The 24,825-nt window shown below is 48.7% G+C and carries 24 protein-coding genes; 22 read left to right on the top strand and 2 right to left on the bottom strand.

All coding sequences use genetic code 11. The features are described 5' to 3' along the window. Positions 1-29 precede the first annotated feature (29 nt). From RQP52_RS14895 to RQP52_RS14820, 16 genes are all read left to right on the top strand, one after another. Positions 30-1,028 (top strand): ABC transporter permease, encoded by a 999-nt coding sequence (locus tag RQP52_RS14895; RefSeq protein WP_127450180.1) that lies wholly within the window; start codon positions 30-32, stop codon positions 1,026-1,028. Then, positions 1,025-2,185, top strand: coding sequence for an ABC transporter permease (locus RQP52_RS14890; RefSeq protein ID WP_315952498.1), 1,161 nt, complete (start codon positions 1,025-1,027; stop codon positions 2,183-2,185). Before RQP52_RS14895 ends, RQP52_RS14890 begins: the two co-directional genes overlap by 4 nt. A 12-nt stretch (positions 2,186-2,197) precedes the next feature. Further along, positions 2,198-3,232, top strand: a complete 1,035-nt coding sequence (locus tag RQP52_RS14885) for an ABC transporter ATP-binding protein (RefSeq protein WP_315952496.1) — start codon at positions 2,198-2,200, stop codon at positions 3,230-3,232. Then, positions 3,229-4,254, top strand: coding sequence for an ABC transporter ATP-binding protein (locus RQP52_RS14880; RefSeq protein ID WP_315952495.1), 1,026 nt, complete (start codon positions 3,229-3,231; stop codon positions 4,252-4,254). The genes RQP52_RS14885 and RQP52_RS14880 overlap by 4 nt, the downstream gene beginning before the upstream one ends. Further along, entirely contained in the window at positions 4,251-4,649 is a 399-nt protein-coding gene (locus tag RQP52_RS14875; protein ID WP_315952493.1) for a hypothetical protein, read from the top strand. Before RQP52_RS14880 ends, RQP52_RS14875 begins: the two co-directional genes overlap by 4 nt. Then, positions 4,633-5,088: a hypothetical protein gene (locus RQP52_RS14870; RefSeq protein WP_315952491.1), complete on the top strand. Its 456-nt coding sequence runs from the start codon at positions 4,633-4,635 to the stop codon at positions 5,086-5,088. The genes RQP52_RS14875 and RQP52_RS14870 overlap by 17 nt, the downstream gene beginning before the upstream one ends. Positions 5,089-5,115: 27 nt before the next feature. Beyond that, entirely contained in the window at positions 5,116-5,937 is an 822-nt protein-coding gene (locus RQP52_RS14865) for a sugar phosphate isomerase/epimerase family protein (RefSeq protein ID WP_315952490.1), read from the top strand. Positions 5,938-5,987: 50 nt separating this feature from the next. Continuing rightward, positions 5,988-6,746 carry a DeoR/GlpR family DNA-binding transcription regulator gene (locus tag RQP52_RS14860; RefSeq protein WP_315952772.1) on the top strand — a complete coding sequence of 253 codons (759 nt, stop codon included), beginning with the start codon at positions 5,988-5,990 and terminating at the stop codon, positions 6,744-6,746. Positions 6,747-6,821: 75 nt separating this feature from the next. Next, a complete protein-coding gene (locus RQP52_RS14855) occupies positions 6,822-7,778 on the top strand; it encodes an AraC family transcriptional regulator (RefSeq protein ID WP_315952488.1) in 957 nt (318 codons plus the stop codon). A gap of 21 nt (positions 7,779-7,799) precedes the next feature. Continuing rightward, positions 7,800-8,789, top strand: a complete 990-nt coding sequence (locus RQP52_RS14850; protein ID WP_315952487.1) for a Gfo/Idh/MocA family protein — start codon at positions 7,800-7,802, stop codon at positions 8,787-8,789. An 18-nt stretch (positions 8,790-8,807) separates the two neighbouring features. Continuing rightward, positions 8,808-9,608 carry a sugar phosphate isomerase/epimerase family protein gene (locus RQP52_RS14845; RefSeq protein ID WP_315952486.1) on the top strand — a complete coding sequence of 267 codons (801 nt, stop codon included), beginning with the start codon at positions 8,808-8,810 and terminating at the stop codon, positions 9,606-9,608. Positions 9,609-9,639: 31 nt separating this feature from the next. Next, positions 9,640-11,088 carry a sulfatase gene (locus RQP52_RS14840; protein WP_315952484.1) on the top strand — a complete coding sequence of 483 codons (1,449 nt, stop codon included), beginning with the start codon at positions 9,640-9,642 and terminating at the stop codon, positions 11,086-11,088. After that, positions 11,082-12,077 carry a Gfo/Idh/MocA family protein gene (locus RQP52_RS14835; RefSeq protein WP_315952483.1) on the top strand — a complete coding sequence of 332 codons (996 nt, stop codon included), beginning with the start codon at positions 11,082-11,084 and terminating at the stop codon, positions 12,075-12,077. Before RQP52_RS14840 ends, RQP52_RS14835 begins: the two co-directional genes overlap by 7 nt. 24 nt (positions 12,078-12,101) lie before the next feature. Then, positions 12,102-12,641, top strand: a complete 540-nt coding sequence (gene cysC / locus RQP52_RS14830; protein ID WP_127450158.1) for an adenylyl-sulfate kinase — start codon at positions 12,102-12,104, stop codon at positions 12,639-12,641. Continuing rightward, entirely contained in the window at positions 12,638-14,029 is a 1,392-nt protein-coding gene (locus RQP52_RS14825; RefSeq protein ID WP_315952481.1) for a sulfatase family protein, read from the top strand. Before cysC ends, RQP52_RS14825 begins: the two co-directional genes overlap by 4 nt. 5 nt (positions 14,030-14,034) lie before the next feature. Further along, the gene (locus tag RQP52_RS14820; protein ID WP_315952480.1) at positions 14,035-15,450 is read left to right on the top strand and encodes a sulfatase-like hydrolase/transferase; all 1,416 of its coding nucleotides are present in this window, start codon (positions 14,035-14,037) and stop codon (positions 15,448-15,450) included. Positions 15,451-15,802: 352 nt separating this feature from the next. Here RQP52_RS14820 and RQP52_RS14815 read toward each other — a convergent pair whose 3' ends face one another. Continuing rightward, positions 15,803-16,735 (bottom strand): NHL repeat-containing protein, encoded by a 933-nt coding sequence (locus RQP52_RS14815; RefSeq protein WP_315952478.1) that lies wholly within the window; start codon positions 16,733-16,735, stop codon positions 15,803-15,805. A 185-nt stretch (positions 16,736-16,920) separates the two neighbouring features. On the opposite strand from RQP52_RS14815, the gene RQP52_RS14810 reads away from it, so the two are divergent. Both RQP52_RS14810 and RQP52_RS14805 read left to right on the top strand, forming a co-directional pair. Further along, positions 16,921-17,733 carry a phytanoyl-CoA dioxygenase family protein gene (locus RQP52_RS14810; RefSeq protein WP_315952476.1) on the top strand — a complete coding sequence of 271 codons (813 nt, stop codon included), beginning with the start codon at positions 16,921-16,923 and terminating at the stop codon, positions 17,731-17,733. Between the two features lie 70 nt (positions 17,734-17,803). Continuing rightward, a complete protein-coding gene (locus RQP52_RS14805) occupies positions 17,804-18,538 on the top strand; it encodes a nucleotidyltransferase domain-containing protein (RefSeq protein ID WP_315952475.1) in 735 nt (244 codons plus the stop codon). Positions 18,539-18,594: 56 nt separating this feature from the next. On the opposite strand, the gene RQP52_RS14800 is transcribed toward RQP52_RS14805, so the two are convergent. Next, entirely contained in the window at positions 18,595-20,322 is a 1,728-nt protein-coding gene (locus tag RQP52_RS14800) for a sigma-54 interaction domain-containing protein (RefSeq protein WP_315952473.1), read from the bottom strand. 229 nt (positions 20,323-20,551) lie between these two features. Between RQP52_RS14800 and RQP52_RS14795 the strand changes: the two genes are divergently transcribed. From RQP52_RS14795 to RQP52_RS14780, 4 genes are all read left to right on the top strand, one after another. After that, positions 20,552-21,466: a proline dehydrogenase gene (locus RQP52_RS14795; protein ID WP_315952471.1), complete on the top strand. Its 915-nt coding sequence runs from the start codon at positions 20,552-20,554 to the stop codon at positions 21,464-21,466. Between the two features lie 27 nt (positions 21,467-21,493). Further along, positions 21,494-23,062, top strand: a complete 1,569-nt coding sequence (gene pruA, locus RQP52_RS14790) for an L-glutamate gamma-semialdehyde dehydrogenase (RefSeq protein WP_315952470.1) — start codon at positions 21,494-21,496, stop codon at positions 23,060-23,062. Positions 23,063-23,331: 269 nt separating this feature from the next. Beyond that, entirely contained in the window at positions 23,332-24,411 is a 1,080-nt protein-coding gene (locus tag RQP52_RS14785; protein ID WP_315952468.1) for a lactonase family protein, read from the top strand. A 1-nt stretch (position 24,412) separates the two neighbouring features. Further along, entirely contained in the window at positions 24,413-24,730 is a 318-nt protein-coding gene (locus RQP52_RS14780; protein WP_315952466.1) for an MGMT family protein, read from the top strand. Positions 24,731-24,825 lie beyond the last annotated feature (95 nt).

Here is a 24,825-nt window from a genome sequence, read left to right as displayed (position 1 = left end):
CAGGTTACATTTTTGGAAGGAGGAATTACATGCTGAATTATATCTCCTATCGGCTTTTGCAGCTTATTCCGCTGCTGATAGCCATCAGTATTATTGTTTTTGTAATCATTCAGCTTCCACCTGGGGATTTCCTAACACAATATATTGCCACCTTAAAACAGTCCGGATCAGCGGTTTCAGAAAGTACGGTTATTAACCTTCAACAGCTTTACGGGTTAGATAAATCATTAATCGTTCAATACATCATTTGGATCAAAAATATTATTCTTCACGGTGACTTGGGTCGTTCCTTTCAATGGAATCAGCCTGTGACAGAAGTCATTGGTCCAAGACTGGCGTTGACAGTTATCATATCGCTCATTTGCTTAGTCTTTGTGTGGCTGATCGCGATTCCAATCGGCATTTATTCAGCGACGCACCAATATTCGGCACTTGACTATGTGTTTACGTTTATAGGCTTCATTGGTCTGGCCATGCCAGGATTTCTCATTGCTTTGATTATCGTGTATGTCATTTTCGCGCAAACAGGCGTTTCGATCACTGGCTTATTCTCAGCTCAATATGTGGATGCTCCCTGGACGATGGACAAAATCTTGAATATGCTGCCAAGGCTCATTATTCCTGTCGTGGTTATCGGCATGTCGGGGACTGCATCGCTGATCCGTATTACACGTGGGATGCTGCTGGATGAGTTGTCGAAGCAGTACGTCATTACGGCTAGAGCCAAAGGTGTTCCTGAGGGCAAGCTGCTGTTCAAATATCCGGTTCGATTAGCCATCAATCCGCTGATTTCAACCATCGGTTGGACACTTCCGGCGCTTATTTCAGGGGAAGCAATCGTCTCGATTGTGCTGAATTTGCAGACAACGGGGCCGATGCTGCTCAAAGCCTTGATGTTCCAGGACGTGTACTTAACGGGAAGCTTCCTGTTGATTCTAAGCGTGATGACGGTTATCGGGACGCTGCTATCCGATATTTTGTTAGCATTCGTTGACCCGAGAATACGCTTCGGGGGTGTTGCGGAATGAGTGCGATAACGACGATTGCGAATCGGTTTCGGAGGACCAAGGTGAGCAACCGAAACCGAGTCGGAGCGGATAATCAATACGAAGTCGCTTCCCAGTGGCAGCTGATGTGGTGGAAATTCATCAAGCATAAAATGGCTGTATTTTCTGCGGTTGTATTGATTTTATTTTATCTGGTGGCGATTTTCTGTGAATTTCTGGCGCCAACGCTGCAGGATGCAAGGTACTCCGATTATAAGAACGCAGCACCGCAACAAATTCATTTTGTCGATTCGAATAACGGATTTCAGCTTAGACCTTTTGTTTACGGGATGAGCGAGAAAGTCGATCCCCAAACGTTTAAACGAACGTTCTCCGAAGATCCGGCGAAGAAATTCGAGATTTATTTTTTCACAAAAGGCGAGCCGTATAAGCTCTGGGGGCTCATCCCCATGGAACGTCACTTGTTTGGTTTGAAAAATCCAAAGGATGCGCTCATTTTGATGGGGACGGATAAGCTGGGGCATGACCTGTTGTCCAGAATCATTTACGGAGCCAGAATTTCGCTCTCCTTCGGACTGCTGGGCATCGTCGTAACCCTCATTTTGGGATTAGTACTAGGCGGCATATCCGGTTATCTTGGCGGTGTTTCGGACACCATCATTCAACGGACAATTGATTTGCTCATCTGTATTCCAACGATTCCGCTTTGGATGGCGCTCACAGCTGCATTGCCAAGAGATTGGACGGCGCTGCAAACGTACTTCGGGCTGATTCTCATTTTTTCCATCATTGGTTGGACTGGACTTGCTCGCGTTGTGCGAGGAAAAATATTGTCTCTTCGTGAAGAGGATTTCACCATGGCGGCCAGACTTGCGGGCGCAAGTGATTTCCGCATCATTCGCAAGCATTTGCTGCCGTCTTTCGCAAGCTACATCATCGTAAACGTGACGCTTTCGATTCCCGGCACGATTCTAGGAGAGACCGCATTAAGTTTCCTTGGGATCGGGCTTCAGGCGCCGGTTGTCAGCTGGGGAGTGTTGCTGCAGGATGCGCAAAACCTGGAAACACTGGCCCATCACCCTTGGCTGCTGTGGCCGGCGGCATTCATTATCTTGACGGTTTTAATGTTTAATTTCCTTGGGGACGGACTGCGCGATGCGGCAGATCCATACAAATAGGAGGTGAAGTGAATGGCAAACAGGGATAACGTCATATTGGAAATGAAGGACGTGAAAGTTCACTTCCATCTGGATGAAGGCGTATTGAAAGCGGTGGACGGCGTTGATCTGCAAATCAAGCGGGGCATGACGCTCGGTATCGTCGGCGAAAGCGGCTGCGGCAAAAGTGTCACATCGCAAGCGCTCTTGCACATTGTGCCCAAGCCGGGCCAAGTGGAAGGCGAGATCAAGCTGCAGCGAAACGGTGCCGGGAGCAATGAATCGGTGGATCTGGTGAAGCTGGACCCGAGAGGGAAGGAAATTCGGGATATCCGAGGCGATGAAATCGCGATGATTTTCCAGGAGCCTATGAAAGCATTCTCTCCGATTCATACCGTAGGCAATCAAATTATGGAAGCGATTTTATTGCATATGACACAGGATAAAAAAGAAGCTTACCGCTTGGCGGTGGACATCCTGCGCAAGGTCGGCATGTCCAATCCCGAGCAGCGGCTTGCCGAATACCCGCATCAGCTGTCGGGCGGGATGCGGCAGCGGGCCATGATTGCCATGGCACTATCCTGCAATCCCTCGATTCTTATCGCAGACGAGCCGACGACGGCCTTGGATGTTACCGTCCAAGCGCAAGTGCTTCAGTTGATTAATGAGTTGAAAGCTAATCATGATACTTCGGTTATTTTCATCACGCATGACCTTGGGGTTATTGCCGAAATGTCGGACGAAGTAGCGGTCATGTACCTTGGCAAAGTCGTCGAATACACGGATGTAGACTCCTTATTTCATAATCCGAAACATCCGTATACGAAGGCGCTGTTGAATTCGATTCCTGCGATCGGCAGGGAGAACAAAAGGCTGGAATCCATTGAAGGGACCGTGCCGTTCCCGATGAATTTGCCGAAGGGCTGCGGCTTTTATACGCGTTGTAAAATGGCAATCGACGGCGTGTGCAACGTAGCGGATGTACCGCTTGTCGAGGTGAAAAAAGATCATAAAGTTCGCTGCTTATTGGTTGAAACGGAGCTTAAAGAAGCCGAGGTGGTCTCATGACGGTACAAACAGACGAACTCATTCTTGATGTGAGCTATATGCGGAAATATTTCCCGATTAAAAAGGGGTTCTTGCAAAAAAATGTCGGGTATGTCAAAGCGGTCGACGATGTCCAGTTTTATATCCGTCCCGGTGAAACGTTCGGTCTTGTCGGCGAGTCCGGCTGCGGCAAAACAACACTCGGACGCTGTATTCTTCGCGCTATCGAACCAACCTCGGGCTCAGTGCGCTTTCGCGACCGCAAAGGTCAGATGCAGGAAGTGCTGCAGCTCGACGCGAAGGAACTGCGATCGATTCGGCGGGATATGCAGCTCATCTTCCAAGATCCGTACTCCTCACTTAATCCTCGGATGACGGTGCTCAATATTATTGCCGAGCCGCTCGTCTGCAACGGCATGGCGCATGGCGACGAGCTCAAAGAGCGCGTGGCAGAGCTCATGGAGATGGTGGGCTTGAACAGCCGCCATCTGGAGCGGTATCCGCATGCTTTCAGCGGAGGACAACGCCAGCGGATCGGTATTGCGCGAGCATTAGCGACGAATCCCAAGTTCATCGTTTGTGATGAAGCCGTGTCGGCATTGGACGTATCCGTACAGGCGCAGATTATTAACCTGCTGCAGGATTTACAGGAAAAACTGAACTTGTCCTATTTGTTTATCTCTCATGATCTCGGTGTTATCCAGCATATATCTAACCGTGTCGGGGTTATGTATGTTGGCAAAATGGTAGAGACAGCGGCAACGAAAGATTTGTTTGCTGCTCCCAAACACCCTTACACTGAAGCGCTACTCTCTGCGAAGCCGGTACCTGATCCTCGGAAGAAGTCGAACCGCATTATTTTGCAAGGGGAAGTCGCCAACCCGGCGAATCCGCCTTCCGGCTGCTATTTCCATCCGAGATGTGCCTATGCCAAAGACATTTGCAAAAAGCAGGCTCCAGAAATGAAGCAGGTTGGCGATGGGCACTACGCAGCCTGTCATTTTGCAGGGGAGCTTGACCTTAGGGGGGCAACGTCGATATGACGTATATTTTGCTTACGCTGCTGGTTTTCTTCGTCTGTCTTAGTCTCATTATGGTGGGTTCGTTATGGTATATGAGGGTGCTGTTGGAGAAAATGGTCGGAGGCAAGCTGCGCGACTTGGAGACACTAACAGCGACGGGCACAATCCCTGAAACGTGGACGGTCAAATTTAACGAGCGTATGATTCAACATCAAAAGCAGGGAAATACCAAACAAGTAGACCGAATTGAACGATTGGCACGAAAGTCCTATTTAAACAAAATCGGTAAACTAATAGCCTTTGTAAAAAAATCAACACTGGTAGAAAGTGAAGAAGCACGAAAAGCTACGCTGCGTATCCTGCAAAGAGTGGAGCGGGATTGGAGGGATGCTAACTCGTATGGATCCTTTTCTTGAGTTGAAACAGCGTGATCCGTCGGCGGGATATAAATCGGTGGGAATTACCGTTATTACTGCAGCGCTGGGCATAATAAATTGGTTTGAATTGCGGAGCCTGCTGCTGGTTTTGCTGACCTTTTTTGGCGTTAAACGTTCCTCTTGGCAGGCCATTGATAATCTCTCATTTCTGTTCATGGGTGTCGTTTGGCTCGCTTACGTATTCTACTGCCAATATTATTTGAAAAAAAAGGCGGAAGCCAAGCAGGTGCTGCAAGCTTCAGCGATGCTGTTGGCTATACAGCTAGGGATTTTATTTGTATGCAATCTCCTTTCACATGTTTTGCTGAGCGTGCCGTTTGAAACGTACATGTTGCTTTTTTTAATTCTTGAAGGTGTTTTGACTGTCATACTGGGCTGGTTTGCTAGGCATGCGGCTCGCAAAAGAGTCTTACAATAATTTGTAGATAAAGGTGGGTATTCTCTTATGGATGTAGGTGTGGTTTCGCGCAGTTTTCCGCAATTATCAAATGAAGAGGTGGCAGCGCTACTGGCTGAGCGCGGGTTCAGATGGACAGAGCTTTGCTTCTCCCAAACGGATTCTAACTATTGGCGTTACAACGGGCGGAGTGATCTTAGTGATCTAACGGATAAAAGAAGTCAAGAAATCGTAGAGACCTATCGCAAACATGGCATTGAAGTTGCCTCAATTGGCGTATTTACGAATTTGTTGGAAACGGATGAGCAGGAAATGGAGGCGAATTTGCAGTATTTTGAACGGCATATGCAAATTGCTGCCGGGACCGGCGTACCGGTCGTGGCAACGGAGTGTGGATTCATTCCGGGAAAAAGGGGCATTCAAGCGGATTCGTACGAAAAAGACTTCGAACGTCTCAAACAGCAGATAAGCTGGCTTGGCGAGCGTGCAGGACATTACGGCATTAAGCTTGCGCTTGAACCCTGCGTCTTGGATGTTGTGCCCAGCGCGAAACGAACAGCCGATTTCCTGGCGCAGGTGGGCTCACCGCACGTTCAAGTGCTCCTGGATCCGGCGAATTTAATCGCGAACAGTTCGGAAGAGGAGATGTTCCAGTATTTAGCTCCGCATTTGGCTTACTTTCACGGGAAAGACCGCAAAGTCAATGATACCTACGGGCGCTGCGTTGGGGATGGGGATATTGACTGGAGAAAGCTGCTCGATTTGTATCATGAGCATGCGGAAGGTGTCCCTTTTATTTTGGAATATGTCAATATCCATAATTTCTGTGAAATTCGTGATCGGGTGATCGCGTTTGACCAAGCCCGCTAATTGTCCGCTACAACGAATCGGAAATCTGAAGCTCAGGGAGGTGTTTGATGATGCTAGTCGCGGAAAGGGTTCAGCACATTCTACGGCTGGTTAACGAGCGGGGGAGCATGCGCGTCACTGAACTTAGCCAGATATGCCGGGTTACGGAAGAAACGATCCGCCGGGACTTGGACCGTTTGGAGAACGAAGGCCGGCTGCTGCGCAGCTACGGCGGCGCGATTCGTCTGCAGCCGCAAACGTCCGAAACGTCGTATGAGCTGCGGGAAACGGTGCATGTGACGGAAAAGCAGCGTATTTCGGCTCAAGCTGCCAAATTTGTGGAACCGCATGATCGCATCGTCCTCGATGCGAGCTCCACGACATGGCATTTGGCAGAGCTGCTGCCCGACATTCCACTCACCGTCATCACCAACTCCTTGAAGGTGGCTTTGGTTCTAAGCGAGAAAAAGAACGTCAGCGTCATCAGCACAGGAGGCATCCTTGTGCCAAATTCACTTTCTTTCGTTGGACCGCTGACGGAGCAGGCCTTGGAAGAGTATCATGTAAATAAAGCGTTCGTTTCTTGCAAAGGCGTACATATGGAGCGGGGCATCAGCGAGTCGAATGAAATGCAAGCGAGGGTGAAACGGAAAATGATCGGCATGGCCGAACAGGTATTTGTCCTCGCGGATTACAGCAAATTTGATATGCAGGCTTTTACGATGATCGGGGCTTGGAACCAGATTCATCATCTCATTACGGATGAACAAACGCCTCTTGATCACGTTCAGCTGCTCCAGCGTAAGTTCATTAATGTTATTCAAGTTTAAGAGCAAATGAATATGGCGCAATACCCTTGTAAGATGGCTGAAACCGCAATGAAAGCGTGAGTTGGATGCCTTATGATGAAGACAGAAGCAAAGAAAGGAATTGTACATATGGTTAATCTCCTGCGACAAAGTCAATTCATGAAAGACAAGCAAATTCCGTTCTACATTAACCGCTGCTTCCATCATCAAGATAATACGCCATTGGTTCATTCACATGACTTTATCGAACTTGTTTATGTGGTTAGCGGTCAAGCGGATCATGTATTTGAAGGAGAATCCTACCAGATCCAAACGGGCGATGTTTTTATTATTAACCCCGGGGAAGTTCATACGTATCGTACGAAGCCGGGAGAAGGCATCGAGATTATTAATTGTCTCTTCACGCCAGAATTAATTCATGAGTCTCTGCTGAAGGAATTGGGCGTGTCACAGTCCATGGATTACTATTATGTGCATCCTTTCTTAAATCCAAGAGAGCGCTTTCATCACAGGTTGAATTTGATGGGGCAAGCATCGAACCATGTTCTTATTTTGCTTGAAACGATGATTTCAGAATGGGAGCATCACCGGCCGGGCTATCTAACGCTCATTAAACTGCAAATGCTCCAGCTTCTCATCCTGTTATCTCGCTGCTATGCGGATTCCACCAACAAGGAGAAAAAGAGCTCAAGATCAGCGAATCATACCATACTTGTACGCCGGATCACCGGGTTTCTGGAGCGTCATTTTGATAAAAAAATGACCATTCCCGATTTGTGCGAGTTGTTTAATGTGAGCAGCAGGCAGCTCAACAGGGTGTTTAAACAGGAAACGAATCAAACCGTAACGGAACGTATTCATGACATTCGAATTGAACGGGCTAAGCAGTATTTAGTAGAAGGCGATGACAAAGTGATTCATGTCGCCCAGCGTGTTGGCTATGAGGACCCGGCCTTTTTCACACAATTGTTCAGACGGAGGGTCGGATGCTCGCCAGGGCAGTATCGTGATTTACACGGGGAAGTGTTGGTGAACACACAGGAAATTCAGTAGAAGAAACGGGAGGAATAGACGATGACGTTAAAGGTTGGGGTTGTAGGGGTTGGCAATATCGGTTCCATTCATGCCAATGTGTACCATGAACATGCGAAAACAGAGCTTGTTGCTGTATGTGACATCATCAAGGAGAAAGCAGATGCGGCTGCGGCCAAATTCGGCTGCAGAGCTTTCTATAGCGTGCAGGAAATGCTGGCCAGCGGCATTCATTTGGATGCTTGCTCGATGGCGACCAAAGGGGAAGAGAATGGCGGCGAGCATTATCAGCCTACGATGGAGCTGCTCGAGGCGGGCATTCCTGTTCTTGGGGAAAAGCCGATTTCCAACCGGATTGACGAAGGGGAGCGGATGGTGGCGCTTGCCAAAGAGAAGCAGATTCCTTTTGCCGTCAACTTGAATCATCGTTTTACGCCTGCAGCGCTTCGTGCCAAAGAATGGGTAGAGGAAGGCCGTCTAGGTCAGTTACATATGATTAATATGAAAATGTGGATCAACAACCCGGTCGAAACTTCGCCTTGGTTCCATTTGCGCGCGCTTCATCCGCATTCCTTCGATGTGATTCGTTATTTCTGCGGGGATGTGAAACGGGTAGCCGCCTTCATGATGAAAGGCGAAAACAGGAAAATTTGGTCCAATACGCAGGTAATGCTTGAGTTTGAAAATGGCGCCATCGGGAACCTCGTCGGCAGCTATGATGCTGGAGCCAGTTACGGTTTGGAGCGCTGCGAAGTTGTCGGCTCCAAAGGCCGTTTCGTGCTGGACGACGCTTGTGAGCACTTAACTTTCTACCCCCGTCATAGCATTTCAACGGAAAGCTACAGCTATTTGGGCGGCATGCGCCATTTCAACGAAACGTTTAAAAGTCGCATCAGCGACTGGATTGAGCAGCTGGATGCCAAAGTGCCTTACGATCAAATCAATGGTTCGGGCCAAGAGGCGCTGAAGGCACAGACGATTATTGAAGCGGCTATTCGTTCATTTGAAACGTCAAGCATTGTTGAACTTTAACTTGGGAGGCTGTAAACCATGATGCAATTAGGGATAAATTCCGTACTGTTCAAAGATTTTGATTTCGCTACGGCAGCGCAGCATATTAAGCTTTGCGGCTATGATGGTGTGGAGATCTCGGCGATCAAAGGCATGTGCGAGCACATTGAGCTTGACAACTGGCGGGAGCAGGCACCGGAGATTCGTAGAATCGCCGAGGAGGCTGGGCTGAAGCTTCTGTCGATGGAAGTGGCTGAGCTGAATGAGACGAGGCTTCCGCTTGCTTTTGAAGCGGCGGCAGAGCTCGGGATCCCGGTTGTCAATGTGGGACCGGGCGGAAAGTCGGACGTCGAAGAGGATTTGCAATTCACGATTGAAAAGCTGACGCGAATGTCAAAACTCGCAAGTGAATACGGGGTTACGCTTTGCGTGAAAGCGCATGTCGGCGGTTCGATTTATAATACGCCTACCTCATTAAGAGCGATCGAGGCAATTGAGAATCCATCTTTTGGCATCGATATGGACCCTAGTCATATTTATCGGGCCGGCGAGAATCCGGAAGCGGCTTTACCGGCTGTGATCTCGCGCGTGAAGCATATTCATATTCGCGACTGCAGCGGCAGACAAGCGGGGCCAGGCACAATCGACAAGCAGGCATGCGGGCGTGGAGACATTGATTTGATTGGCTACTGCAAAGTGCTTGCAGATAATGGTTATGAAGGTCCTGTGTGTCTTGAAGTCATTGGCGCCAATGGGCACTCTCTCGCACAGGTTTCTATTGTAGCGGCTGAAAGCTATGGCTATTTGAATGCGGTACTGCGCTCTTTTGGAGCAAGATAAGTCGATTATAAACGGAGAAGGAGTAATTCCCATGACATCTAAAATGCCGAATTTACTGCTGCTTGGTATAGATAGCTTACGTCGAGATCATATGAGCGGTTATGGTTATCACCGGCTGACAACCCCGCATATTGACCAATATAGCCAAGGGGGCGTGCTGTTTGAACAGCATTTCTCCCCGAGTATTCCAACGACGCCGGGGTATGCCTCCATGCTCACGGGTATGGATTGCTTCGGAACGGACGTTGTCGCGCTGCGGCACGGCGGACCTGTCGGCGACCATGTCAAGATGCTCTCCGAGCTGCTAGAAGAGAACGGTTACAATACAACGTGTATCGGCTTCACAGGCAACCCCTCGGCACGCGGCTTTCAGAAATATATCGATTTCGAAGGCTGGGGACCTGACGAAACGGGAAGAAGCCCGAAAGCGGACAACTTGAACCGTGTCGCCATCCCGGAAATGAAGCGCCTTAAGGAAGAGGGGAAGCCATTTTTTCTCTTCTTGCGCCATATGGATCCGCATTCGCCTTATTTGCCGCCTAAGCCATTTGAACGGATGTTTTATGACGGCAATGAGTGCGATCCCGACAATCACTCTTTGGATGAGCTTTACGATTTTAAACCATTCGCCGACTATTTCAGCTCCTGGTTCCCTGAGGGATGTACTGACAGCAAATATATTGATGCGCAGTATGATGGCGCGATTGCCTACATGGATGCGGGCATTCAGTCCATATTCACGGCGCTTGAGTCCCTTGGCATCGAAGATGAAACGCTTGTGGTCATCACCTCCGATCATGGTGAAACTTTAAATGAGCATGACTGTTATTATGACCATCATGGACTGTATGAAACGAATTTGCGAATTCCGCTCATTCTGCGTTTCCCGGGCAAGCTCCCGGCAGGTAAGCGAGTATCCAGCTCCTCGCAAATTAAAGATGTAATGCCGACTATTGTGGAACTTCTGGGTATACCGTGTGAGATTCCATTCGATGGCCGCAGCTTAATTCCACTTGTGAAAGGCGAGGAGCGGGTGCCGGAAAGTGAAATGTACATTACGGAATGTACATGGATGCGTAAACATGGTTGGCGGACGCCGGAATGGAAGCTGATTGTAGCGCTTGAGCCGGATCTGCATTTCAAGCCTCCAGTGGAGCTGTATAATTTGGTTCGCGATCCTGAGGAGCTGCATAACCTCATTGATGAAGAGCCGGAAGTAGCGGCCCATCTCATGAGCCGGTTAAATGCGCATATCGCGAAGCGGGAACAAGAAACAGGACGTGAGAATCCGATCTATACGAACTTGAATTGGCATGGATTAGGATGCGGTCCGTTCAAGACTTCTCAGCAGGCTTTTGACTCCATGCACATCGGTTCCCCGAGGACGGCACGATCCTTGCAAACGAAAGAGAAGGAAGCCGAACCGGTGGCAGCAGCGGAAGGGGAACCCGCAGAAGTGGAAGCTGACACGACATGCTGAGAATAGCCGTTGTAGGAGTTAATCACATTGGACGTATACATTGCCGTTGTTACAAGGAACATGCAGATAGCGATCTCATCGCTATCTGCGATTTGAACAAAGAGCTGGCGGATTCTGTCGCTGCACAGTTTGGCGTGAAAGCCTATTATGACCTGGATACCATGCTTGAAGCTGAACAACTGGATATTATCAGCGTGGCTACTGGAGGAATCGATAACGGCTCTCATCACCGAGAGCCTGTTATGAAAGCCATTGCGGCCGGTAAGGACGTACTGGTCGAAAAGCCCATTTCCAATTCACTGGAAGAAGCCCGGGAAATGGTTCAATTTGCGAAAGAAAAAGGCGTTCGTTTCGCTTGTAATCTCAATCATCGTTTCACGCCGGCTGCCAAGAAGGCGAAGCAGTGGATGATGAATGGCGATATCGGCCAACCGCTTTTTGTCAATATGAAGCTGACGATCGGCAATCCGAATGAATCCAGTCCCTGGATCCATTTGCGCGCTCTGCATCCGCATTCACTTGATGTGATGCGTTATTTTGCAGGTGAGGTTCGCCGTGTTCAAGCTTTTTTGACGAAGGCCCCTGGTCGCACGGTGTGGTCAACGGCTTCCATTAATTTGGAATTTGCCTCTGGCGCGGTGGGCCATTTGCTGGGCAGCTACGATATGTTCGGCATTCATCCCATTGAGGCTTGTGAGGTCGCAGGCGATCAAGGCAGATTTGTTTTGGATAATGTGTTTGAATCGCTTACGTACTATCCACATCGTCAGGAAGACCTGAGGGTTTACCGGAATTCTATTATGAGCGGAATGCGCGGTTTCGAGGATACGTTTCGTCTGCGGCTGGATGCCTTTATACAGGAAGTGAAGGAGGGAGTTCCTCCTGAACAAATTACAGCATCCGGGGCGGACGCCTTGGCTGTTCAAGAAATTATTGAGGCGGCGATCCGTTCCCATCTGGCCAATGGTGCTGTTATCCCGATTTCCTAAAGACCGATCCGAAGGAGGAAGGTTATGAGTAAAGATGGAGAGGTACTGTGGTTCACCGGTCTCTCGGGCTCAGGCAAATCAACGACGGCTCGTGCCTTGGTTGAGCCACTTCGCGTCAGCGGCAGGAAAGTAGAGCTGCTCGATGGAGACGAGCTAAGGCAGACGATTTCCCAAGGGTTGGGCTTTAGCAGGAAGGACCGCATCACGAACGTTGAGCGTATCGTTTTTCTTTGCAAACTGTTATCGCGCAACGGTGTTACGGTCATTGTATCGGCCATTACGCCCTATGAAGAGATGAGAGCGCATGCCCGTGCCGAGCTGCCCGGTTATGTTGAAATTTTCGTGGATTGCCCTCTTGAAGAATGTGAGCGGCGAGATGTGAAAGGGCTGTATGCCAAGGCCAGAAACGATGAAATTAAGCAATTTACAGGTATTGGAGATCCATATGAAATGCCGGAGCAGCCGGACATCGTGATTCAAACGCATGTGGACGAAGTAGAGAGCAATGTCGCTTTAATCATGGATTACTTGATGACAAAAACAGGACGGAGTGAGGCCGTATGAACATTGTTTTCATCTCAATGGACACGATGCGCGCCTCCCGGCTGGGCTGTTATGGCTATGGGAAGCCGACTTCGCCCTACATGGACCAAATCGCGGAGCAAGGTGTTCTGTTCGAAAGAGCGTATGCAGCAGATATCCCAACGGAAGTGGCCCATACCGGTATATTTACGGGGAAAGTAGGGCTGCGAACAGGTGTCGTTTCACACGGATCACCGCTAACGCAGCTGCCCAAGAAAGAGTCGTGGCTGCCATCTCTTTTACAAAATCAAGGTTTTACGACGGCTGCTGTCGATAATTTGTATCAATTAAAGGAATGGTTCGCGAGAGGTTACCGATATTACATCAACTCGGTTCAAAAGACGCGCAGCATCGACGGGAAGTCGGTGAATGAGCTTGCTTTCAAGTGGATTCGCGAGCATAAAGAAGATGATTTCTTTCTGTTCCTGCATTATTGGGATCCGCATACACCTTACCAGCCTCCGGCAAGTTATGTGCCGGCTTTCTATGATCAGACCCGGGACCCTTATGATCCGGCCAATCGCAGTATGGATGCCGCATATAATCATGCGGCTTATCCGTTTTTTAAGCATCATCATTATGACTTGCTCGGCCCTATAACGGATGCTGCGTACGTTAATGCGCTTTATGATGCAGAAGTGCGTTATCTCGATGATCGTCTGCGTGAGCTTGATGAGCTGCTTATTGCGGAAGGGGTCTATGAGGACACCTTGTTGATTTTGTTCGGCGATCATGGAGAAAGCTTGACGGAGCATGATATTTACTGGGATCACTGCGGATTATACGAAACCTCGGTTCAAGTGCCGATGATTATGAGATGGCCTGGACGAATTCCGGAAGGACGCCGAGTTAAAGGCTTAGTTCAGCAGGTCGATATGCTGCCGACCATCTTGGAAGCAGCCGGTATCATGACACCGACGAACATTGACGGGCGCAGCTTGTGGCCGAGTATACGCGGGGAAGCGGATGGAACGCATGATGCCGTCTATTTAAGTGAATGCGCTTGGCAAGCGAGCAGAGGGATTGTGACGAAGGATTATAAATTTATTCGCACACTGGATGCAGGACCTTTTGTTCGTCCACCAAGGGAACTGTTCGATTTGCGTGTTGACCCGGATGAAACAGTGAATATCGCCGAAAGTTCTCCGGCCATTGCCGATGAGCTTGCCTATCAGTTGGACAATTGGACGGAAAAAATGCTGAATGGACGGGCGGATCCCATGCTGAAACAGATCGAAGTAGGCCTTCCGTTTCGCAATCGTATCCATGAGATTTTGCTGCAGTATGGCTTGACCTGGGATGAATGGATACAGGATCCTCGGCGAGACAGGTTCGACGAAGCTTCCGCAGCCAGGCATGCGGGGAGGTAATCACTTTGACGGAGACGGTTCAAAAGCCTAATATGCTTATCATCGTGGTCGATCAACTGCGCTATGATTGCCTTGGTTATAGTAATCAGGCGCCTGTTTCGACACCTCATCTCGATAAGCTCGCGTCTGAGGGTATGTGGTTTGACCGTGCCTATAATCATATTCCCATCTGTGGCCCCGCGAGGCAGTCTTTCGTCTGTGGCAGAAGGGCTGAAGCCTTCGGCGGACTTTGGAACTTCTCTTTGGGCATGCGGATCGGCGCACTGGAGCCCACGAGCTTCTCGTGGGCCCGTTCTTTGCAAGCGGCGGGCTACATGAACGGATATATTGGCAAATGGGATGTCCATCCGACCTATGATCCGACACATTATGGGTACAATATGTTCGTTTCCAGTGATGAGAAGTACCGGGAGCGGACAAAGGCACGGTACCCGGAGCTGGGGTATACGGGCGGGTTCTTTGGCGAAATCGACCCTTTGCCGCTGGAGGATACGCGCACACACCAGACGGCCGCCATGGCCACGGCGTTGATGAAGCAGCTGTCGGAGGAAAGCGCCGGTTCACCTTGGCAGTTGCGGGTAAATTTCCAGGAGCCTCATCTGCCCTGCCGCCCGGTTGCCGAATTCGCTGCCATGTATCCACCGGAGAGCATTCCCGAATGGGGAAGTTTCCGTGAAACGTTTGCGAATAAGCCTTATATTCAGAGCCAGCAGCTTAGAAATTGGGAAATCGAGCATTATGATTGGGCGGATTGGGCGCCAATCGTCGCTCGTTATTATGCGATCATCTCGCAGTTAGACGATGCTGTTGGGAAGCTTCTCGCGGAGTTAGACGCTTTGGGACAAAATGAGAACACGGTTGTCATTTTCACAACCGACCATGGCGACATGTGCGGCGGGCACCGCATGTTGGATAAACATTACGTCCTATACGAGGACGTCGTAAAGGTTCCCCTAATCATTAGGTGGCCTGGAGTTATTGCGCCAGGCAGCCGCTGCGAGCGATTCGTCCAGACCTTGCTGGATTTGCCGCCTACACTCTTGGCTATCGGCGAAGCGGAGCCGCCAGTGGATCATCGGCTTCATGGGGAATCCTTGCTGCCGCTGCTTCTGGGCGCTGATCCGGGGGGGTGGCGCGAAGAAGTTGTCGCCTCTTACAATGGCGGACAATTCGGCCTCTACACGCAGCGAATGATTCGCACCCGGGAGTGGAAATACATCTGGAATTGTACAGATGTCGATGAACTTTACGATATGCGCCATGACCCGCATGAGCTTCATAACGTGATTCATCATCCGGCTAACAAGACTGCTGTCGCCGAGTTGCGTAAGCGGCTCTATCATATTTTGTACGAGGATGGCGATGGTATCGTGCAAAATGATTGGATGCGGGATCAACTGCTGGAGGGGCGGAAGGGGTAGCGGTGGAGGATATGCCCAGCTTGCTTATCTTTCATGGGCCTTATGGAGTTTGGATTTACTCCAACGAAAAGTACATTTGCACGTCCAATTCTGACATCTCGTTGGATTTCATCCAATGAATTGCCCAGGTTCATCTCTAAGATGAACCTATTTCGTCATATAAACAAAGCTTAATCCCCTTTTGCGACAAAAAGCGAAGTTTCGGTTCCCGAGCTGATTTCGGCAAAGTAGCTGCCCTTTATATCCTTTTGCAAAAGGAATAGAGCGTTGCAGCCAGATTGTGTGCTTGCGTCAATAAAGAAAGACTATCCACAAAGTCATCAATGATGACCTTGTAGATAGTCCTTTTTGTTTACCGCTGTCTGACCAGCTTCGTTACCCGGCCATCGGAAATCCACTCGGCCAAGTAAACGTTGCCCTCGGAATCTACACAGATGCCGTGCGGGGAGCTGAATCGATCCGGACGGTAATAGCTTTTGGGAAGATTCGGCCAACCTTGCTGCTTGTAGGCTTGTTGATCCTCGCCTAAGTGCGTGATCAAGCGATCATTTGCGTCCAAAATGGTCACCCGGCTATGTAGATCGGGGAGATAGACTTCATCGCCGAAGAAGTAAAAAGAGCAAGGAAGATCCAGATTATGCTCAACGAAACGCAGATGCTCTCCTTCTAGTGTGAAGACTTGAATACGGTTGTTACTGCGGTCAGCTATGTAGATTTCCGGTTGTTCTCCGCGCAGATTAATGGAGATGCCATGAGGCGAATTAAGCTTGCCTGGCTCAGTTCCTTTTCCGCCCCACGAACGGATGTATGTGCCCTCTGCATTGTAATGATGGACGTAGGATTGGCCATAGCCATCCGAAACATAAATGTCACCGTTAGGAGCGACACAAACATCAGTTGGCACATATTTGCGCTCAGCATCATATAAATCAGGCCGATCGGGGGGGGTAATCCGCAGGAGTACTTCACCGGATAACGTCGTTTTGACAATCATGGAACGTTTGGTGTCTGCAAAATAAAGGTACTGCTGTCCATCGGAATCGCGATGCAAGTAAAAGCCGTGGGCCCCGCCTTCAAATTCACTTCCCCAGGATGTGAGAAAGGTGCCATTTTTGTCAAAGACAACAACGGACTCTTTGCCAGTGTGATGGACATACACACGATCTTCATCGTCTACGACTATCCCATGGGTGTAACCATACTGGATATCTGCCGGCAGTTGTCCCCAGCCTTCTTGTACGGCATAAAGATGTGAAGCGTTTCCAATAATAAGCTGCTCAGACATATGAAACCTCCTTAGTGGTTGACAAGCTTCTTTACCATCATACACCATGCCCTTACAAAATAGGTCGGTTAATTTCTGATCGTTAATTTTTCTGTGAAAAGTGCAATTTCAGGTTGGAAATATCTAACGACTCGGAGGCTTGCTGACCTTACAATAAAGGTATATCAAGCGAGGAGGAATCAATCATGCTAACACAAGAGCAGATCAAACAATTCGATGAATTGGGATTTCTGAAAGGCGACGTCGTTTTATCCGATGAAGAAGTGGAGCAACTACGTGAAGAACTGGAAAACGTGATGGAAGGGAAATCTGTCAAAAAGCCAATCCTCAACCGAAATATGCTCGATAACTCCCATTACGGGATGACCATAACGAAGAAGGAAACGGTTGTCCAAATCGTGAATATATGGATGGCAAGCGATGTGTATTTGCAGCATGCGTCCAACCGTAGAATATGCGAGGATGTGGCGCAGCTATGTCGTACGGATACGCTTCGGATCTGGCACGATCAAATTCAGTACAAACCGCCTGTCATGGGGGGACCGACACATTGGCATCAAGATCACCCGCTATGGCCTGTGATTCAACCAGCTGATCTCATTAGCGCCTGGGTTGCACTGGATGATGCCGTCATAGAAAACGGCTGCATGTGGATGGTGCCGGGCAGTCATAAATGGGGCAACCATCAAAAATATTTAGGCTCGAACGATGAGTTCATGCCGGTTCACAAACAACCGGATTTGCTTCCGGAAGGAGCAAAGGTGGAAGCGGTACCTTTTGAAATTAAAAAAGGTCAAGTCGGCTACCACCACTCTCTGACATGGCACGGCAGTCCGAATAACCGTTCAGAAATGAAACGCAGGGCAATTGCGGTTCACTATATGCCAGGTCATACGTATTACGCTCCGACAGGCGGTCATCCGATGGAACCCCATATTCATGTGGCGCCAGGCGAAATCGTGTCAGGAGAAAGTTTCCCGGCGGTGTATCAGAGATAGCCCTTTGTTAAGAAAGGGGAATTGCTTTATCCCTAGCCCGAAACCTACGCCTTTTCCAGATATCAATGAAATGTTAGAGCAACTTGTTCTTGGTATCCTACGTGTACTCAATCAGGACGTTGTTGGTGTCTATGTTCACGGTTCCTTGGCACTGGGGGACTTCAATCGTGAAACGAGTGATGTTGATTTTCTCGTGGCAACTCGGACCGAACTGCCTGCGGAGAAGCATCCAACTTTGGAACAGATGCATGCCGAGCTGCGAAACCAGGGGTTCAAATGGGCTGGCAACATGGAAGGCTCTTATATTTCGCAGGAATTGCTTAAGCGCTATGATCCTCAGCAGTGTTGGCATCCTGCATTACGCTGTGACGGCAGTTTTGGTGTAGACGGGCATGCGAGTGATTGGATCATTCAGCGTGCCATCCTTCGTGAACATGGCATTACGCTGCATGGCCCAGCACCAGAAAATCTGATTGATCCTGTTGCACCTTACGAGCTTAAAAAAGCTGCGCAAGCAATTTTAACCGAATGGTGGAGCCCTTTATTTGTAGATGCGTCTCGCCTTAAATCGAGTGAATATCAGGCCTATGCGATTCTTACGATGTGCAGGTGTTTGTACACGATAGAAGAGGGGCTTGTCGCTTCCAAACCTGCCGCAGCCCAGTGGATGCTAGCTACAACACATGGAAGTAAATGGGGGTCGTTGATCCGGCAAGCCTTGGCATGGCGCAGGGGAGATGAGCTCAACGCAATCAATGAAACGTTGGCTTTTATCAGGTATACCCTTGAGCAGGCTGTTCATTAATAAAAGTCCCTTTTCCATCTGGCTATGGAAGGGGGACTTTTACTTTTACCTATAGATTACTCCATCTGATATTCTTTCATTTTGTTATAAAGGGTGCCTCGGGAAATGCCCAATAGCTTGGCGGCTGCGCTTTTATTTCCTGCTGTCTTGGCCAGTGCGTCCTCGATGAGTGTGATTTCTTCCTCGTCTGATACTTTCGCTTTTAATAAAATAGTAGAATCTCCTTCTAACGAGGCGAGACTAGGCTGACCTTCTTGTAAAGCTGTAGGCAGGTGCTCAAGTTGGATGATATCCTCATCACTTAAAATAACGCAGCGTTCGATGACATTTTTTAATTCCTGGATATTTCCAGGCCAAGCATAGTTCGTGAGCGCCAAAATCACTTCCGGCGAAAGCACGGGAACCGGTTTCTGATAATTCAAAGAAAACTGCTTCAGATACATATGCACCATAGCGGGAATGTCTTCCGTTCGATCGCGTAAAGGCGGAATCCGGATGGAAATCACGTTAAGTGCATAGTACAGATCAGAGCGGAATTCTTGGGTAACCAGCTTGGCTGCCAAATCCTGCGTAGTTGCAATAATAATCCGCGTGCGCACCCGGATAGGCTGGCTTCCGCCCGAACGGACGATGGTTTGCTGCGTGATAGAATGGTAGAGCTTGGCTTGAACATCCAGTGGAAGCTTCTCGATTTCGTTAATGAATAAAGTGCCTTCTTTGGCTTGTTCCAGCTTCCCGGCTTCCCCTGTTTCACTTCCTGTAAAAGCTCCGCCTTGATAGCCGAATAATTCAGCCTCAAGCAGCCCCGCGGGCACAATGCCGCAATTGAGTGTCAAGAAAGGATGTTCGGACCGCGAGCTGGACTGATGAATAATATGAGCAAGCTGCTCTTTGCCAACACCCGATTCTCCGATGAGGAGGACGGGTGTTTCTGTTGCGGCCACTTTTTTGGCCCACTGAATGACTTTGCCGATGGCAGGGCCTTTGCCTTTGATTAACGTAAATAAATCTTCCGTTTGTTCTTTATTAGGAAGCCCGAAGGAGTCCGCAGCCGTTAACTGTTCATTTAACCTCACCAACTGTGTAATATCCTGTTCAGTCGCAATACCGCCAATGATAAGCCCTTGGGCATCCCGGATCGGCGAGGCGTTGATAAGGACATGTGTGTCTGGGCGTGGTCGGTGATACGTATTTCGAATCATGCGGCCTTCGTCCAAAATTTTGAGCACCATTAACGTTTCCACGTCAAAATGCTCACCAATCCGCTTCCCCAAAATATCTGCGCTGGGAAGCTGATAAAGCTCTTCGGCAACCGTATTCCAGTAGATCACAGCGCCGTCTCGATCAACGACCGTGACAGCATCGGTAACGGTGTCAGCAAGGGCAGCGAAATAAGCCGCCGATTTTTGCTGTTCTAGCGTTGCAGCACGCAGCAGGTCTGATAAGGAGGAGTATCCCCGAACGTTCCCTTCTTTATCCTTGATCAGAAGAGGCCGGTTCGATGACAACGTCAGTGGAATGAGGCTTGCCAGATTTCCTTGGTCGTCCCATTGCACAGATTCGGCAAGGAAATAAGAACTCTTTTCCAATAAAGCCTGGACGTTCATAGCCGACAATGCAGGTAGAAGCGCGGCGTCCTCCGGCGTAAATAAACAGGTGTGGCTGCCGGAATGTGCAATGACACCTGTGCCTTTATTTAAATAGATGGAAACTTCCTCAAGCGTTGTTTCTATTGAAACAGTAACGATCGCGGTGTTTAACAGAAAGTGTTCATTTTTGAACATAGTCGACCTCATTTATGGAGCGTTGATTTGCTATAAATTTACCACGAAGCTAATGGCGATTCAACACGTTCTGGAAGGGCGGCGAGTATGATAGGAGTATAGTTGATAATGTGTTCAAAATTATGAAAAATATACACATAAACAAGTAGTGTTCAAAATATAAATTATAGTGTACAATAAAAACATAAATTAAACACTATTGTACAAATTCCTTTGGAGGAATACACAGATGGAACTCATGATGAGAAACATGTTTCAATCTTTAGGGAAGAGCCGCACCGCGAATCGCTTAGCGAAACGATATGGTTTACGTTTTGGCGCCGCACGTTTCGTTGCCGGTGAAACCATTCAGCAATCTATTCAAGCTGTGCGTGGACTCAATCAGGATGGCCGTATTGCCACACTGGATCATTTAGGGGAATTTGTTTTCAGTGAAGCGGAAGCCTTGGAATCGGCTGATATGTGTATCCAAACATTAGATGCCATCGCCCAATCCGGCGTCACCTCCAATTTATCTCTAAAAATGACCTCACTTGGTCTGGATATAAGCAGAGATTTGTGTGTAAGCAATATGAGACGGATTCTTGACCGGGCTCGCATGCACGGCAATTTTGTCCGGATTGATATGGAAGACTATGCGCACTGCCAAATATCGCTCGACATCTATCGTGAACTGCGAAAAGACTACGACAATGTCGGCATCGTGATTCAAGCTTACTTGTTCCGTACGATGCAGGATATGGATGATTTGCATGAGCTTGGCGCGAACTTGCGTCTTGTGAAAGGGGCTTACAAGGAATCCCCGCAGGTTGCTTTTCCAGAGAAAAGCGCTGTTGATGATAACTATAAAAAGATTATTCAAAAACATTTGCTAAACGGCCATTATACGGCGATCGCCAGTCATGATGAAGCGATTATCAATTTTACGAAGCACTTTGCCAAGGCAAACGGGATTTCGGGCGATCAGTTTGAGTTCCAGATGCTCTATGGGATTTGTGAAGACTTACAGAAGCAATTAGTGAAAGAAGGATACCGGGTACGTATCTATGTTCCTTATGGTGTGGATTGGTTCGGTTATTTCATGAGAAGGTTAGCGGAACGTCCAGCCAATGTCTGGTTTGTTCTTAAAAATATGTTCAAATAAACTTCCCATTCGGAGAGGAGAAATAACATGACAACATTTACAAAGGTGAGCCCTTACGCGAACGAGCCGTTTACTGATTTTAGCTTAGAGGAAAATAAAAAGGCGATGCAGGCAGCTATTTCGAAAGTAAAAGAGGAATTGGGCCGCGAGTATCCGCTTTACATCGGAACGGAGAAAGTGACGACGGAAGCGAAAATTACGTCTATTAACCCAGGTAATGTGGATGAAATTATCGGTTACGTCAGTAAAGCGGACCAAGCTCTTGCTGAGAAGGCGATGAACGTTGCACTTGAAACGTTTGAATCTTGGAAAAAGGTTCCGGCAAGAGAGCGTGCCGAATACTTGTTCAAAGCGGCAGCGCTGATGCGTGCTCGCAAGCATGAATTCTCAGCGCTAATGCTGCTGGAATCCGGCAAAAACTACGTGGAAGCCGATGTTGATACGGCTGAAGCGATCGATTTCATCGAGTTCTATGCGCGTGAAATGATTCGCCTGAGTGAAATCAACGAGACGGTGCCACTGGTCAAAATTCCCGGCGAAAACAACAAACTTACGTACATCCCTCTAGGCGTTGGAGTTATTATACCTCCATGGAACTTCCCTCTTGCTATCTGTGTTGGGATGACGATGGCAGCCGTTGTTTCTGGTAACACTGTTCTGCTTAAACCAGCTTCCACGACGCCGGTAATTGCGCATAAATTTGTTGCACTCATGGAAGAAGTGGGTCTGCCTGCAGGCGTTATCAACTTCATTCCAGGCAGCGGCGCAGAGGTTGGGGACTACTTAACGACGCATCCGAAAACGCGTTTTATCTCCTTCACAGGCTCCAAAGAAGTAGGTTTACGCATCAACAAGCTTGCCGCTGACACCGTTCCGGGTCAAATTTGGATTAAACGTGTCGTTGCTGAAATGGGTGGAAAAGACGGTATTGTTGTAGACGAAACAGCTGATCTTAACGCGGCTGCAGCGGCAATCGTGGCTTCGGCTTTTGGCTTTCAAGGTCAAAAGTGCTCCGCGGGTTCCAGGGCCATCATTGTAGAGTCCGTATATGACGAAGTGGTTGAAAAAGTGGTTGCCTTGACGAACCAGCTGCAAAGCGGTTTGCCTGAGCTTAATTTTGCAGCAGGTCCGGTGATCGATAAAACTTCCTATGAGCGGATTCTTGATTACATCGAAGTTGGCAAAAGCGAAGGAACACTTCTTGCTGGCGGCGGCAAAGCGGAAGGCAACGGCTATTATATTCAACCTACTGTATTCGGCGATGTGAGCGGTAAAGCTCGCATTATGCAGGAAGAAATTTTCGGGCCGGTGCTCGCCATCGCAAAAGCGAAGGACTGGAAAGAAGCTATCGCGATGTACAACGATACCGAGTTTGGTTTGACGGGTTCGTACTTCTCGACAAACGAAGAGCGTATCTCCGAAGCGCTTGACACGGTACACTGCGGCAACTTGTACATTAACCGCAAATGCACGGGCGCTTTGGTCGGCGTTCATCCTTTCGGCGGCTTTAACATGTCGGGAACGGATTCCAAAGCAGGCGGATATGATTACCTGCTGCTCTTCACGCAAGCGAAGCTGACATCTCGCAAGGTGTAATAAAGGGAAAGACGGACGATGCGTCCGTCTTTTTTTGTTTTGGCGTGGTGTGGTTCCCCTCCGGCCAAACATTCCCCCTCTGTTCGCCAGAATAACGGATCGTAGTTCCCCACCATCAATGTATATGCTGTCGAGGAGATGGCTTATTTGCTTTGCTACGGAAGTGGGCCCATCACCCGTCAGACATACCCCAACCCTCGACATATTGCTCCTGAGGACTGGATTTGAGATAATGCACATAGGAAATTGACAGATAGGAGATGGTTATTATGTCTAAGTCCCAAAAAACGCTAGCATTTATTGGTTCCTATGCAGATTCAAGCAATCCAGGCGTGTATACCTGCCAATTTGGAGAAGGGAATGGAAGTCTGGAAGTCCTTCATGAAGTGGATGGCTTGCAAAATCCTACGTTTATATCCGTCGATACGACAAATTGGAGGCTGTATGCGATCTCGGAAGGAACGAATGCAAACGGTCAACGCTGTGGAGCAGCAAGCTCCTATGATATTGACACGGTCTCGGGGAAATTAGCCTTTTTGAATAATGAGCTTACGCTTCCGGCAACGACTTGTCACATCCAACTTGATCATTCGAATCAAGTGATTATGGTTTCGAGCTATCACGGAGGCATGGTGGGCTTGTCGCCTGTTCTGGCGGACGGACGAATTGGCGAAAATGCAGATATTCAGCAGCATGAAGGCTCCAGTCTTTTGGAGGTGCAGGATAGACCGCGTGCTCATTCCGTTTTCTTGGATCGTACGAATACCTATGTAGGCGTTTGCGATTTAGGATTGGATAAAATCAAGCTGTACAAGCTGGATCTTGCTGCGAAAAAGCTGCATCCTCATGGTGAGGTGTCTGTTGCTCCAGGGTCAGGACCGCGGCATTTTGCCTTTCATCCATCCTACAAGTATGGTTATGTAATCAACGAGTTAGGCTCGACGGTGACAGCTTTTAGCTACAAAGAGGAGCAGGGAGAGCTTACTGAAATTCAAACGATTTCTACGCTGCCTGAGGCGTTCGAAGGTGAAAATGCTTGCGCGGATATTCACGTTTCTCCGGACGGCAAGTATCTTTACGGCTCGAATCGCGGGCATGACAGTATAGTTGTGTATGCTATTGATGCGGATACAGGCAAATTGACTCCTGTTGAATATGCACCTACGCTTGGGAAGCATCCGCGTAATTTTGCCCTTTCACCGGACGGGGCACATCTTTTAGTCGCAAACAAAGACTCCGATAACATTGTATCGTTCGCAAGGGATGCCGCAACTGGGAAGCTGTTGCCAACCGGAAGCGTGCTGACGCTGTCCAAACCGGTATGCATCAAATTTGCCATTGTAGACTAAAATGACACCATACACGCAGCGCGTGATCGAAATTATCCGTTCCATCCCCGAAGGGAAAGTGATGACCTACGGGCAGGTTTCGCGACTTGCGGGAAGCCCGAGAGGCGCCCGTCAGGTCGTGCGGATCTTGCATGCCATGAGCAAGAAGTATAAGCTGCCTTGGCATAGAGTCGTGAATGCAAAAGGTGAAATTGCCATTGCAGATGATGAAGGAGCGGAGCTGCAAAGCTTTTTGCTTCAATCAGAGGGTATCGAGCTCATTGAGGATCGCTTAATCTCACTTGAGCGCTATCAGGCTCACATGGAAGAAAATACATAAACGATAACATAAGAAGCCTCATTTCTTGCCACAATAAGAAGTGAGGCTTTCGTATGCCGGAAGGAAACTGTAGAATCTTGTCGAAGTGTAAAGCA

Source organism: Paenibacillus violae (assembly GCF_032461945.1).
GTDB classification, from domain to species: domain Bacteria; phylum Bacillota; class Bacilli; order Paenibacillales; family NBRC-103111; genus Paenibacillus_E; species Paenibacillus_E violae.
Note: the sequence above shows the minus strand (reverse complement) of the source record. Positions and strands in the feature narration are given on the sequence as shown.

Bases quoted from the DNA above. Each gene is read 5' to 3' on its own strand.
- RQP52_RS14895 (WP_127450180.1), top strand. From the start codon at position 30: ATGCTGAATTATATCTCCTATCGGCTTTTGCAGCTTATTCCGCTGCTG.
- RQP52_RS14890 (WP_315952498.1), top strand. From the start codon at position 1,025: ATGAGTGCGATAACGACGATTGCGAATCGGTTTCGGAGGACCAAGGTG.
- RQP52_RS14885 (WP_315952496.1), top strand. From the start codon at position 2,198: ATGGCAAACAGGGATAACGTCATATTGGAAATGAAGGACGTGAAAGTT.
- RQP52_RS14880 (WP_315952495.1), top strand. From the start codon at position 3,229: ATGACGGTACAAACAGACGAACTCATTCTTGATGTGAGCTATATGCGG.
- RQP52_RS14875 (WP_315952493.1), top strand. From the start codon at position 4,251: ATGACGTATATTTTGCTTACGCTGCTGGTTTTCTTCGTCTGTCTTAGT.
- RQP52_RS14870 (WP_315952491.1), top strand. From the start codon at position 4,633: ATGGATCCTTTTCTTGAGTTGAAACAGCGTGATCCGTCGGCGGGATAT.
- RQP52_RS14865 (WP_315952490.1), top strand. From the start codon at position 5,116: ATGGATGTAGGTGTGGTTTCGCGCAGTTTTCCGCAATTATCAAATGAA.
- RQP52_RS14860 (WP_315952772.1), top strand. From the start codon at position 5,988: ATGCTAGTCGCGGAAAGGGTTCAGCACATTCTACGGCTGGTTAACGAG.
- RQP52_RS14855 (WP_315952488.1), top strand. From the start codon at position 6,822: ATGAAGACAGAAGCAAAGAAAGGAATTGTACATATGGTTAATCTCCTG.
- RQP52_RS14850 (WP_315952487.1), top strand. From the start codon at position 7,800: ATGACGTTAAAGGTTGGGGTTGTAGGGGTTGGCAATATCGGTTCCATT.
- RQP52_RS14845 (WP_315952486.1), top strand. From the start codon at position 8,808: ATGATGCAATTAGGGATAAATTCCGTACTGTTCAAAGATTTTGATTTC.
- RQP52_RS14840 (WP_315952484.1), top strand. From the start codon at position 9,640: ATGACATCTAAAATGCCGAATTTACTGCTGCTTGGTATAGATAGCTTA.
- RQP52_RS14835 (WP_315952483.1), top strand. From the start codon at position 11,082: ATGCTGAGAATAGCCGTTGTAGGAGTTAATCACATTGGACGTATACAT.
- cysC (WP_127450158.1), top strand. From the start codon at position 12,102: ATGAGTAAAGATGGAGAGGTACTGTGGTTCACCGGTCTCTCGGGCTCA.
- RQP52_RS14825 (WP_315952481.1), top strand. From the start codon at position 12,638: ATGAACATTGTTTTCATCTCAATGGACACGATGCGCGCCTCCCGGCTG.
- RQP52_RS14815 (WP_315952478.1), bottom strand. From the start codon at position 16,735: ATGTCTGAGCAGCTTATTATTGGAAACGCTTCACATCTTTATGCCGTA.
- RQP52_RS14810 (WP_315952476.1), top strand. From the start codon at position 16,921: ATGCTAACACAAGAGCAGATCAAACAATTCGATGAATTGGGATTTCTG.
- RQP52_RS14805 (WP_315952475.1), top strand. From the start codon at position 17,804: ATGTTAGAGCAACTTGTTCTTGGTATCCTACGTGTACTCAATCAGGAC.
- RQP52_RS14800 (WP_315952473.1), bottom strand. From the start codon at position 20,322: ATGTTCAAAAATGAACACTTTCTGTTAAACACCGCGATCGTTACTGTT.
- RQP52_RS14795 (WP_315952471.1), top strand. From the start codon at position 20,552: ATGGAACTCATGATGAGAAACATGTTTCAATCTTTAGGGAAGAGCCGC.
- pruA (WP_315952470.1), top strand. From the start codon at position 21,494: ATGACAACATTTACAAAGGTGAGCCCTTACGCGAACGAGCCGTTTACT.
- RQP52_RS14785 (WP_315952468.1), top strand. From the start codon at position 23,332: ATGTCTAAGTCCCAAAAAACGCTAGCATTTATTGGTTCCTATGCAGAT.
- RQP52_RS14780 (WP_315952466.1), top strand. From the start codon at position 24,413: ATGACACCATACACGCAGCGCGTGATCGAAATTATCCGTTCCATCCCC.